Raw genomic sequence first — 12,372 nt, forward strand, 5'->3', positions numbered from 1 at the left:
GGACAGCTTCTGGTTGTTATAGGAGGCTCGACTTGAGCCTCCTGTCGATATTATTAAGTGACATCGCCTTTCGGCTTTACCTCGAATTCATCGGTTACTTAGCATGGCGTAAATTCAACTGTGCATCGAACAGTGATGCTGGTTCAACCGCCGTACCGATTGACTCCAAATGTGCTTGCTTAAGGCTTTCATCGGGTACTTCGGAGTAGTTCGCAGTGCCGTTTTCGATCATGGTATTGATGTACTTGGCTTGTGGTGCGACAGAGAATTCTGAGCCCGTCATCCCGATGATGTAAGGCATAATTACACGACCGTAGATGCCATCATCCTTCATAAACATAAATTCATTTGCGCTTACGCCAGTGTTGACAGGATTCCAGAAAGTGAGCCCTTTTAGATGGTTTGGTTGGTTGCCAGAACTCGCGCCCCAGCGACCATAAATCCATCCGCCCTTCATGTTATCGAATAGGTTGTGCATGGACTGCTCACCATGCAAATCAATAGAGGAGTCAGCGGCGTATTGGCTGTTTTTGTACACATTGGCAATCGAGTATTTCGATACGCCAGGCGCATGCCAAGCGTGAGAGTTGTCGGTAATGTTCTCAATTAAGTTGTAGTTGCCGTACATGATAGTGAAAGCAAGGTGTCCCGGCGTTCCGGACAGCGTGACGTCATCAACCGTCACATTGTAGGTATTCCATAGCACGCCTCCTTGGTTGAAATCGCGTAGTTCAATGTTTCTTACCCAGCTGTCATGAACTCGATTAAGTGCTAACAAGCTATAACCACTGTCGTGCAAGGCACTTTCATGATGGACAAATTCTTCGTGCCAGTTGCCAGAAATCGTCATGTTCTCAATCCCGACGTTTTCATAAGAGGTGACTTTTTTCACTTGCCAGGTGTCGGCTTGCTCGAGCGTATGTGCAACTGGGGTAGAGAATGTCAGAACATTGCCATCAATAGCTGCAATGGTATGTTTCTCGCGTTTATCGAGCCCTTTAACCAGATTTGCCCAAACTGGCGTGTCTGGTGCTGAGGCTTTGTACTCGATGAGGTACGGTGAGATTGCATCGTTGATTGCTGGCTCGCGTTGAATCAAAGCAGAAATTTGAATACTGTCGCCGACAGAAAAACCTGCACTACTGTCTACCTGAACAGAAAAGCTTGAGCCGCCTTCAAGCGTTTGTGAAAGCTCAATAGTTGCGGCTGTGGTTTCGGTGTCGCTTCTTGCTCCGAGTTGAAACATGTGTGGCGTCGTCCATTTTTTGGATGGATTTTCTGGCTGCAAATAGGTGTCCATTTTGAGCACGGTTTTACCAATGCCATCGCCTTTCACCACAACATTATCCAGATCGACGAAAATCGGCTGCTTGTTCTTAATATCATCCACGTTATCTGGATCGATGAGGGCATCATCTGCGGCATTATTGATGATGTAAGTGCCTTCAGGAAAATAAAGCACAGCGATTTTTGACTCAGAGGGATTCGTCGTACGGCTTTGTTTCATCGCTTCAATAGTGGCTTTTATCGCAGCTTTATCGCTGATTGAATCATTCGGTATTGCCCCAAAATCTTGGACATTAAACACTTGGTATAGAGCATCCGTTTCTGTTGGGGCGGGTGCCGGTAATGGCGTATCGCTGAATTTATAACCAGCAAAGGAGTAGTCTTGAAGAATGCGCTCTTCAGGTAGTGTTGTTGAGGTATCCAACAGACCTGATGCTGAATCTCGGCTGGCAACAAAATCCGTCCAGTATTGGCTGGTGTTTTCGACACTCGACTCGCTATTACAAGCGACAAGCAGCAAAGCGACAGAGAGAGTTCCTATTTTGTATCTCATGGAATCATTTCCTTGTTATTGGGGGTACACGTTTTTTATGCGTTGTTTTAATGCTGGAATGGCGTGCTGGTAGAAAGCGCGCAATCCTGAGCAGAGGTAATTTTGCGGAGAAGATTCTTTGTTTGAACGCACCCTGTCTTTAGGGCAACCGCCAAAACAGAACTTAAGGTATGGGCATTGCTGGCATTGTTGAGAAAGTGAGTGGGTCTTATCGAGACCAAAAGATTGTTGTTTTGGGTCGCATGCCATTTGCGCCAAGTGTGTATTTTTGACATTACCTAAGCGGTGGCTATCTTCGATGTAGTGATCGCAACTGTAGACGGAGCCTTCCTGCATTATCGCAAGAGCACGACCACAATATTGGCTTGTCACACAGGATGAAGAGGGATGATTCAGTAGAACGGCGAGGCAGTCCTCAATGGTTGGAATGTAAACCTGACCAATATCGTTTTTCAGCCATTCATCAAAGACGGTTGTCATGAATTCCCCCCAACCTTGTGGGGAAACAGAATAAGGTTCTTGAGTGGTGACAAGGCATGAAGAGCGCATTTCTAGCTCGGCTTTATCCACGATCGGGATAAATTGCATTTGTTTGGTTTTCACTTCATCACGCAGGAAGCGATAAATCTCTAGTGCAGAGTGTGTGCTTTGTTGAGTCACACAAGTGAGGGTCGCAAAAGGGATGTGGTATTTATGAAGCAAAGCCGCCGCATTGAGCACCTTTTTATGTGTGCCTCTACCTGAGCGTGTGTGGCGATAATGATCATGAACCTCTTGGGTTCCGTCGATGCTTAACCCGACGAAGAAACGATGAGTTTTAAGAAACTTACACCACGGCTTGTTGAGCAACATTCCGTTGGTTTGCAAATCGTTATGAATGGTTTTACCAAGTGGGTTGTGTTTTTTTTGCAGCTTGATGATGGTTTCAAAGTAGTCGAGACCGAGCAGTGTTGGTTCACCACCTTGCCAACTGAAGACCACTTGTTCGGTGGGTTGAGCTTCAATGTATTGCTTAATGTAGAGTTCTAATGTTTCGAGCGGCATTGAGTTCGCAGTCACTTCTTTCAGCGTTTCTTCACGACCGAGAAAATAGCAATAGTCACACTGAATATTGCAGGTAGATCCTGTCGGCTTTGCCATGATGTGAAAAGGGTAAGATGACTGCATTCCGCGTTTCCTTTATTTCTAGACTTATTGTTGTTTCACAGAAAAAGACCTGCTCCCGAAGGAGCAGGCTTTGTCTTATTTGAACCAGCCTTCAACTTGAATACCGACTTGGAATTCGGTGTCATTGTTATCACCGAATGCATGATCGTCTTCATAGTCTTGGAAGTAAGTCGCGAATACGCGCAGTTCAGGGCGAGCCCAGAAGCTCTTAGATGGCGACCAAGTTTGAGCAAGTGTTACCTTGCTAGCTGATTGAGGGGTGTCATCGGCAGTCGTCGCATCGAAGTAGCCTAGCTCGAGTACGGTTTTATTGTTGTCGTCCCAGCTGTATTCAGGGCGAATAACCGCTGAAAAAGTCGTTTGTGTTGTGGTCTGGTTGATCTCGATATCGTCAATTGAAGAGGTCCAGAACAGAGAGTGAGCAAGTACAACGTCGTCGGTCAGTTTCAACAAGCCATAGTTCATTACTCGGTAAGCGGACGCATCTTTTTGCACTTCTGCGAAGTAGTTTTTACCTGCATGGTCGTTAAACAGCGCTTTGGAGAAGCCGTTGGTACCGTATTGGAAAACCGTATTGTTCTTACCCCATTTACCGCCGTAGGTAACCAAGCCAGTAGCCATCACACCATCTTCGGTTTGCAACGTAAATTCGTCCGACTCATTTGGCATACCGTAGTCAAGACCGACTTCCAGCTCAGCGTTTTCCCATAGTTTGATGCCTTTATAGCGAATGTCGAAAATGTTGACGTTGAGCTTGTTGTTCTTCGTGCCTGGATCATCAAAGTTTTGGCTTTTACGATCTGAGCGGATGGCAGAGACAGACAACAGACCGTCACCAACAGGAATGTAATCAATACCGCCACCAGTACCAGACACATTCCAGTAGTAGGTATCAATGATGTGGTTATCGTGACGTTGGTTGTAGCGTTTACCTGCCCATACAGTAGATTCGGGTAGAGAAGGTATCAGTCCTTTCACCGCTACGTTTACTTCTTTGAACATGAAGTCAGTATCGCTGTCATCCATGGCTTCCCAATCGTTTGAACCATCTGACTGGTAAACAAAACGAGATTGGAAATAGACATCGTATTGATCGGTTTTCGCAAGCTGAGTCCCCAAGCCTAAGCCCAGATAAATGTCATCTTCGTTGCCGAGGCGACCAAGTTTCTGTTTGTTGTAAGACACCATCGCACCATTGCTTGAGCTAGAACCTGCACCTGCACGAAAATATCCAGAAAAATCGATATCTTGCGCAGCAACACCTTGGCTGCATAAGGCAATTGATGTCATGAGAAGAGAGGTTTTGATCGTAGAGTGGTTCACATTAATTTCCTTGTTCTATTTATTTTTCAAAGACGAAAGTCACAACAGAAATTAAGTGATTATTTTTTTTATTTGAATGAAGAAAATTGCTGAGGGATGCAAAAAATGAAACTCTATTGATTCATATATTATAAGCGTGATCGCCCTCAATTATTGGCTCTGTGACATTATTCACAAATTGTTACCTAAATAAGGAAAATTACCGAAGTAGTTTCTTTTTTTTCATTTTTGCATGTTTTTACACATTGAATGAAGCTCTCATATCTTCATAAACTGGCTCCAGATAAAAAATACGTGAAATAAAATAATCAACCTGGAACGAGTCGCAATGATAGAACATGCATATCCCTCAAAAAGGTATAAAAGCACTAATTTTGAAGAGCAATTAACAAAGGCTGTTTCTTCAATTAAAAATAATATCCCTCGTATTGGCATTAATAACCCTAAGATCGGCAATGAAGATGGTACATGGCGATACTGTGGTCCTTCAGATTGGGTTTCTTCATTTTGGACTGGTCAGTTGTGGCTTTGCTACCAGCTGACAGGTGATGAGACGTTCAAAAATAGCGCAAATATGCGTAAACCTTATTTTAAAGAATTACTTATCAACCCAAATTGGCATGATCATGATTTAGGCTTTCAATATTCATTAAGTTGCGTTGCTGGTTATATGTTAACCGAAGATGAAGAATATAAATCAATGGGTATAGAAGCTGCTCATAGTTTATATCAACGCTACCGTCGACTTGGTCAATATATTGTTGCATGGAATGAAACTCACATTCTTGGTCCTGAAAAAACTCAGGGAAAAACAATTATCGACTCGCTACAAAATACGGCGCTGCTTTTTTGGGCAGCAAATCAAACCAATAGTGATGTATTAAAAGATGCAGCAATTAATCACTCAAAAACAATGGCTAAGCATATTGTTCGTGATGATTTCTCTACTTTTCATACCTTTAACTTTGATCCGCTGACTCAAACGCCAATCAAAGGTGAAACCTTTCAAGGATATGCAGATGACTCTTGCTGGGCTCGAGGTCAGTCGTGGGCTATTCATGGTTTTGCTCAAACCTACCTTTATACCAAGAATCCTGAGTTTTTGGCGCTTGCGAAAAAGCTAGCGCTGTTTGTCACGCCTTACCTGCAAGATGATGCGGTTCCTGTATGGGATTACCGTTTACCAGAGTCTGAGCACCCATACAAAGACAGTTCAGCGGGGGCTATTACAGCAGCAGGCTTCTTGTTGATTGCGAGCCTTTGTGAGGACGAGCAAGAGCGTGATTTCTTCGAGCAATGGGGCATGCATTTAGTTCAAGGATTGATCGAACAATGCGATCTAACGGCAGACCCTTCTGCTCATGGCTTACTTTCTCAAGGCGCATCGTTTGTCGCAAAAGACATGGCAAACAACATGCTGCCGTACGGTGATTACTACTATCTCGAAGCATTGATGCGTATCTGCGGTCATCAACGCTACTTCTGGTAAGGAAACTGATAATGATTTCTGGATACGATATTAGCGCGATTGTTTTTTATTTTATTTTCATGGTCTTGCTTGGGTTTATTTTCCGTAAGCAAGTTGCCAATACCAGCGATTATTTCCGTGGAGGCGGCAAGATGGTCTGGTGGATGGCGGGCTCTAGTGCCTTTATGACTACGTTCAGTGCTTGGACCTTCACTGGCGCGGCAGGTAAAGCTTACATTGATGGTTTTGCAGTCGTTTGGATTTTTGTTTTTAACATTATCGGCTATCTGATCTGTGCGCGTATTTTCGCCCCTCGTTTTCGACAGCTTAATGTAATTACACCGATGGAAGCGATTCGTCAGCGTTACGGTGCGAAGACAGAGCGTTTCTACACGTTTATCTACATGATCACCGGTCTGATGGGTGGTGCAATTACGCTGTATGCAGTTTCAATTTTTATCTCTGCGGTGATTGGTATCAACATTCAATTGGCTATTGTGATCACAGGTGCAGCCGTTGTTTTCATGACCATTACAGGTGGGGCTTGGGCTGTTGTTTCAAGTGACTTCTTACAGGCGTTATTGATTGTTGCCATCAGTGTTGTGACCTTTATTGCGGTGATGAACAACGTAGACAGCGTTACCGATATTACTGATCACTGGCAGGGGGCTGCGCTTTGGACGGGTAATGGCATCCACTACCAAGAAATCTTCTTACTGTGGATTGGCGCAATTTTTATTCAACGTGTCATCGACATGAACAACATTGGTCAGTCAGTTCGTTTCTTGTGCGTGAAGGACTCGGCTCAAGCTCGAAAAGCGGCTTACCTTACCGCACTGTTGTTCGCATTTGGTAGCGTGATGTGGTTTATCCCTCCAATGTGGTCTGCAAGTGCAGGTCTTGACCTTGCGGGGATGTACCCACAACTCGGTGCAAAAGCGAATCAAGCGGCTTATCTATCTGCAGTTCAGGTTCTTCTTCCTGCGGGTATGGTGGGGTTAGTGGTTTCGGCAATGTTCGCCGCAACAATGTCGACACTGGATTCACGCATTAACTTTGTTGCTGCATCGTTTGTGAAATCTATCTACAAGCCAATGTTGAATAAAGAAGCGACGGAAGAGCAAGAGTTGCGCGCAAGTAAGATTTCGACTGGTGTGATGGGGTTGATTGTCATTGGCTTCGCGCTGTTCCTTAACGAATTACGTGGCATCAGTTTGTTCTCCATGATGATCATCTTTGCGGGTCTTGTGAATATTCCGATGATGATCCCTCAAACTCTTGGCATGTTCATCAAACGTGTTCCTGATTGGGCAGGTTGGGCGACCGTTTGTTTCGGTTTCGTGGTTAGCTTAATCAGTAACAATGTCTTTAACGCTCAATGGGTATCAGAAACGATTGGCGTAGCGCTAACAGGACGTGAGCTTGGGGACTTGGGTGTGGTTATTACCCAGTTTATGCACGCCATTATCACGGTTGGCTTCTTCCTATGCACAGGCTTGTTCTACAAAGCGCCTGAAGGGGAAAGAAAGAGTGCGATCGAACAGTTCTTTACGAATCAAAAGACACCAATTGTCTCGCCAGCAGGCATGGAAGAGTCTGATGTGATGCAGTGTCGAATTTTGGGTCGCTTAACGCTGATCTTTGGTGGCGTCATCACTGCATTCTTCTTAGTTCCGAACGAGCATGCTTATTACTTCTTAATCTGTGGTCTGTTCATCATGACCGTCGGAGGCTTGATTTACTCTCAAAGCCTTGGAAATAAACAAAAAATCGCAAGTGTTACACAATGATAGGTGAAAGAAATATGAACACACGTCAAGGCATTCATAAAGCACACGCAAAAACGCTAGACACTCAACAGTTACGAGAGGAGTTCCTTGTTGAGAGCATCTTCGAGGTTGACAGCTACACCATGACGTACAGTCATATCGACCGCATTCTGTTTGGTGGTGTGATGCCGCAGCAAGAGAAAGTTTCTTTCGATGGTATTGGTAAAGATTTCGGTGTGGATTACTTACTAGAGCGCCGTGAAATGGGCATCATCAACATTGGTGGCTTGGGCTACGTTGACGTTGATGGTGAGGTTTACGAGCTAGAAAACCAACAAGCGTTATACATTGGTAAAGGTGCAAAATCGGTGTCATTTGGCAGTGAAAGCGAAAGTCAGCCTGCGAAATTTTACTACAACAGTGCACCTGCTCATGTTGCGTACCCTACACGTAAAATCACTCAAGCAGATGCGATGCCAGTAACGCTAGGAGATAGTGAAAGCTGTAACGAACGAACTATTTACAAATACATTGTGCCAGATGTTGTTGAGACCTGTCAGTTAGTGATGGGGCTAACCAAACTGGAAGCTGGCAGCCTATGGAACACCATGCCTTGTCACACACATGAACGTCGTATGGAAGTGTACTTGTATTGTGATATCCAGCCGGAGCAAGCCGTGTTCCATATGATGGGTGAACCAACAGAGACTCGTCATATTTTGGTTCACAACGAGCAAGCGATTATCTCTCCGAGTTGGTCTATCCACTCTGGAGTGGGGACCAAAAACTACAGCTTTATTTGGGGAATGGTTGGTGAGAACCAAACGTTCGACGACATGGACCACATTAAAACCACCGATCTTCGCTAGGAGCAAAACATGGAATTTAAACTGACAGATAAAGTCGCGATTGTGACAGGTTGTGATACAGGCTTAGGGCAAGGCATGGCTTTAGGGCTAGCCCAAGCGGGGTGTGACATTGTTGGTGTGAATATTGTTGAGCCGACAGAAACCATCGAAAAAATCCAAGCAACAGGTCGCCGATTCATCGATATCCGAGCGAACTTGATGAAAACGGATGACATTAGCTCGATTGTAGATCGTGCTGTGACAGAATTTGGTCGTGTCGATATCTTGGTTAACAATGCAGGCATTATTCGTCGCAATGACGCGTTGGAATTCTCTGAGCAAGATTGGGACGACGTAATGGACATTAACGTTAAGTCGGTGTTCTTCTTGTCTCAAGCGGTTGCGAAACAATTTATCGCACAAGGCACCGGCGGGAAGATCATCAACGTGGCGTCTATGCTCTCTTTCCAAGGCGGTATTCGAGTGCCTTCTTATACAGCATCGAAAAGTGGCGTTATGGGGATTACCCGCTTAATGGCGAACGAGTGGGCAGCACACAACATTAATGTGAACGCGATTGCCCCAGGCTACATGGCGACTAATAACACCGCTGCATTGCGCGCCGATGCAGATCGAAACCAAGCGATCTTAGAGCGTATCCCTGCACAACGTTGGGGTTTGCCTGAAGACTTGGCGGGTCCTGTGATTTTCCTAGCATCACCAGCGTCTGATTACGTGAACGGTTATACATTAGCTGTCGATGGTGGCTGGCTCGCTCGCTAATACCGATACTCCCAAAATGCCTGCATTCGCAGGCATTTTCTTTCTGATTTTATTCCCGAGCTTCTTTCGGAATTGTTACGTTACTTTCGGTGTTTTCGATGAAAAAAATAGCCTTGATCGGCGAATGTATGATCGAGCTCAGTGGGCAGCCTTTTGGGCAAATGACTCAGAGCTATGGTGGTGACACATTAAATACTGCGGTTTATCTCAGTCGCCTAAATCCTGATTTAAAGCCAGCCTATATCACGGCGCTAGGTGAAGATTCGATTTCTCAATACATGGCAGAAAAATGGCAAGTAGAAGGGATTGATACTCAATATGTATTGATTGACCCAGCACATCCAACCGGGCTTTACATGATCCAATTAGATGATGCTGGAGAGCGCAGTTTCGCTTATTGGCGACATCAATCGGCGGCGTCTCAATTACTCAAGCATGAGCAATTTTCAAAGATTGAACAAGCGCTTATGTCCTTTGATTTTCTTTATCTATCGGGCATCTCTCTTGCCATTTTAGATGACGAGGACCGAGCCAAACTTATCTCGATTTTGACAGATGCTCGTCACCGAGGGGCTCGAGTTATTTTCGATAGCAATTATCGTCCGAGTTTATGGAGTAGTAGGCTCGATGCTCAACATTGGTATCAAGCCATCGTCAACATCAGCGATTACTTATTGCTAACCAGCGATGATGAACAGGCTCTGTGGGGCGATAAAAGCCTTGAGACCACCATTCAACGACTCAATCAGCAAAGCAAAGCGGTCGTCGTTATCAAGCAAGGAGCGGACGGTTGCAGTGTCGGATCTTTAGCAAACTGGAACAATTCTGTGACCCATCATCCTGCTAGCCCAGTGGAAAAAGTGATTGATACCACCTCAGCTGGTGACTCGTTCAATGCTGGCTTTATTTGGGGAATAGGCGAAGGTTTAGAGCTCGGCACGTCATGTCAAATTGGCAACTTATTGGCTAGCAAAGTCATTCAATATAAAGGTGCCATTGTACCGTCACCAATAACTGATCTATTAAGAGACAAATTGTATGAATAATTTAGGTGCAAAACTTGCGTCTTATAAAGTAATTCCTGTAGTCGCGATTGAGCGCGCTGAAGATGTGCTCTCGTTAGGCAAAGCCTTATCTGACAATGGCTTGAACGTCATTGAAATCACGTTTAGAACCCCAGCTGCGGCGGAGGCTATCGCACTACTGAGCGTTGCTCAGCCTGATATGTATATTGGGGCTGGTACGGTTTTGGATGCAGAGCAAGTCGAGCAAGCGACTCTAGCTGGGGCATCATTTATTGTAGCGCCGGGCTTTAACCCAGATACTTTGCAAGCGTGTGCTGTCAAAGGCATTCCATTTATTCCAGGCGTTTGTACTCCGAGCGAGTTGGAGCAAGCACGACAGCAAGGCGTTCGTTTAATGAAGTTTTTCCCTGCAGAGGCTGCAGGTGGTGTTGCCATGCTCAAAGCCCTTTCTGGTCCTTATAAAGATGTGCAGTTCATGCCAACTGGCGGGGTGAACGAAGGCAATATCAATCAGTACCTAGCGTTACCGAATACGGTGGCATGTGGTGGTACATGGATGGTGCCCCAATCATTAATTGAAAACCAAGACTGGGAAGAAATAGGACGCTTAACGAGAGAAGCCGTAAAGGTGGTTAATCAACAGGAGAAGCAGTAATGGCGGAGACTAAACGTGTTGCCGTTTTATTAGCGGATGGTTTTGAAGAGGCAGAAGCGGTGGTCTTTATTGATATTATGCGCCGACTCAAAATTGAAGTGGACGTATTATCGATACACGATCGCAAACCACTGAGCTCCTATTTCAAAACGTTGATTTCTGCAGACTACTTGCTGTCAGAAAAAAGTGCAGAGCTGTACGATGCGGTGATGATGCCGGGCGGTCCAATGGGCACGGACAATTTGACGTGCAGCAGCAAAGTGATTGAGTTTCTAAAAATACATATCGCAGAAGATAAGTGGATCTGTGCACTGTGTTCATCCGGTGCCAAAGTACTGGCAGCAAACAAGCTTCTAGGGCAGCACCATTACACAACGGGTGGTGGTCTAGAGAAGAACTTTTCTGATGGCGTATATGTTGATCAGCCTGTGGTTGTCGACGCTCCTTTCATCAGTGCGAAAGGGTTAGGGGTGAGCTTTGAGTTTGCTTTTACGGTTGCTGCGAAGCTGTTCCAAGACAACAAAGACGTTGATTGGCAAGCGGATCATATTTATTTCTCAAACTGGCCACTAAACCATTAGTGTCTGTTGACCTTTCGAATAGCCCCTAGTCATCCACGGTTAAGAGCTTAATACTCCACAAAACCTTTGCCCATCAGACTTCGTTTGCTTTTGATGGGCAAACACCAAACTGTTTTTTAAACGCGCGACTGAAATGGAAACTGTCGTTGAAGCCGAGTTCGAAAGCGACGCGTTTTACATTGGTTCCGGAGCGTTTGAGCATCATCATGCTCGCGTCGAGTTTCAGCTTCAGGTAGTACTGCTTTGGGGTCACGTTGAGGTATTTTAGGAAGAGTTTTCTTAAGTACTGTTCTGTATAGCCTGCTTCCTGCGCAAACTGCTTTATTGCAATATTTTCACCGATATTTTCACTCATTTTTGCCACGATTTCATGGACCGTTTTTTCTTGACTGGTCATAGATTTCGATTGGTCAATTAAGGTGAGCCATTTATAGAAAACAAACCCAAAGCCTGCGACTGCGGCATTGAGTTTTATCGGTGACTTAGAGGCAATAAGCGCTTTCACTTCCGAAAGAATGCTTGGGTAATCGTCGTTCTTTAATGCGATAGGCTCTTCAAAAGGAATCGGGGTTACGCCCTGCATCAAAAACTCGAACCAGTTTAGATTCCAAACGATTCCATTTGTCCAGTAACTATCGATGTTTCTACTGTCGATGAAGGTCACACTTGGTGCAGAAACCGTGAGAATTTTTCCGCTCTTCATCTTGATGCATCCACTGCCTTGGATGGTGTATACCGCCACAATAGCATTCGGAAGCATAGGCAACATACGGTCTCTTGGCCATTTGATGTGGTAGTTCATGTCGGCATGTACATCCCACATTGAGCGCAGCGTAATGCCACATGAATCTGCAGATTGTTCGATAAGGAGCGGCTGATTTTTCATTGTTTCGCTTTTTACATTCAACAGGGA

The 12,372-nt window shown here is 45.0% G+C and carries 11 protein-coding genes; 7 read left to right on the forward strand and 4 right to left on the reverse strand.

The genetic code is table 11. The features are described from left to right. Positions 1–94: 94 nt before the first annotated feature. The 3 genes from ABMY42_RS14455 to ABMY42_RS14465 form a co-directional block, all read right to left on the reverse strand. Entirely contained in the window at positions 95–1,840 is a 1,746-nt protein-coding gene (locus ABMY42_RS14455) for a DUF4955 domain-containing protein (RefSeq protein ID WP_349266463.1), read from the reverse strand. A gap of 15 nt (positions 1,841–1,855) precedes the next feature. Then, the gene (locus ABMY42_RS14460) at positions 1,856–3,007 is read right to left on the reverse strand and encodes an anaerobic sulfatase maturase (RefSeq protein WP_038897640.1); all 1,152 of its coding nucleotides are present in this window, start codon (positions 3,005–3,007) and stop codon (positions 1,856–1,858) included. A 75-nt stretch (positions 3,008–3,082) separates the two neighbouring features. Then, positions 3,083–4,330 carry a carbohydrate porin gene (locus tag ABMY42_RS14465; protein ID WP_009696492.1) on the reverse strand — a complete coding sequence of 416 codons (1,248 nt, stop codon included), beginning with the start codon at positions 4,328–4,330 and terminating at the stop codon, positions 3,083–3,085. Positions 4,331–4,658: 328 nt separating this feature from the next. On the opposite strand from ABMY42_RS14465, the gene ABMY42_RS14470 reads away from it, so the two are divergent. The 7 genes from ABMY42_RS14470 to ABMY42_RS14500 all read left to right on the forward strand — a co-directional run bounded on the left by ABMY42_RS14470 (position 4,659) and on the right by ABMY42_RS14500 (position 11,459). Then, positions 4,659–5,819: a glycoside hydrolase family 88 protein gene (locus ABMY42_RS14470; RefSeq protein ID WP_005449918.1), complete on the forward strand. Its 1,161-nt coding sequence runs from the start codon at positions 4,659–4,661 to the stop codon at positions 5,817–5,819. A gap of 11 nt (positions 5,820–5,830) precedes the next feature. Beyond that, positions 5,831–7,588, forward strand: a complete 1,758-nt coding sequence (locus ABMY42_RS14475; RefSeq protein WP_050908747.1) for a sodium/substrate symport — start codon at positions 5,831–5,833, stop codon at positions 7,586–7,588. 14 nt (positions 7,589–7,602) lie between these two features. Continuing rightward, complete coding sequence (kduI, locus tag ABMY42_RS14480; protein ID WP_050908746.1) at positions 7,603–8,436, forward strand: 5-dehydro-4-deoxy-D-glucuronate isomerase; 834 nt, start codon at positions 7,603–7,605, stop codon at positions 8,434–8,436. 9 nt (positions 8,437–8,445) lie between these two features. Then, positions 8,446–9,198 (forward strand): 2-dehydro-3-deoxy-D-gluconate 5-dehydrogenase KduD, encoded by a 753-nt coding sequence (kduD, locus tag ABMY42_RS14485; RefSeq protein WP_005449923.1) that lies wholly within the window; start codon positions 8,446–8,448, stop codon positions 9,196–9,198. A gap of 98 nt (positions 9,199–9,296) precedes the next feature. After that, on the forward strand, positions 9,297–10,244 hold the full coding sequence (locus ABMY42_RS14490; protein ID WP_050940120.1) for a sugar kinase: 948 nt from the start codon (positions 9,297–9,299) through the stop codon (positions 10,242–10,244). Beyond that, positions 10,237–10,878 (forward strand): bifunctional 4-hydroxy-2-oxoglutarate aldolase/2-dehydro-3-deoxy-phosphogluconate aldolase, encoded by a 642-nt coding sequence (locus ABMY42_RS14495; RefSeq protein WP_171373840.1) that lies wholly within the window; start codon positions 10,237–10,239, stop codon positions 10,876–10,878. The genes ABMY42_RS14490 and ABMY42_RS14495 overlap by 8 nt, the downstream gene beginning before the upstream one ends. Then, the gene (locus ABMY42_RS14500) at positions 10,878–11,459 is read left to right on the forward strand and encodes a DJ-1/PfpI family protein (protein ID WP_005449929.1); all 582 of its coding nucleotides are present in this window, start codon (positions 10,878–10,880) and stop codon (positions 11,457–11,459) included. The genes ABMY42_RS14495 and ABMY42_RS14500 overlap by 1 nt, the downstream gene beginning before the upstream one ends. 73 nt (positions 11,460–11,532) lie before the next feature. On the opposite strand, the gene ABMY42_RS14505 is transcribed toward ABMY42_RS14500, so the two are convergent. Further along, positions 11,533–12,345 (reverse strand): AraC family transcriptional regulator, encoded by an 813-nt coding sequence (locus ABMY42_RS14505; protein ID WP_005449931.1) that lies wholly within the window; start codon positions 12,343–12,345, stop codon positions 11,533–11,535. Positions 12,346–12,372: the final 27 nt, after the last annotated feature.

Origin of the sequence: Vibrio sp. SSH13-20 (genome assembly GCF_040104475.1) — a bacterium.
Classification (GTDB): Bacteria; Pseudomonadota; Gammaproteobacteria; order Enterobacterales; family Vibrionaceae; genus Vibrio; species Vibrio harveyi.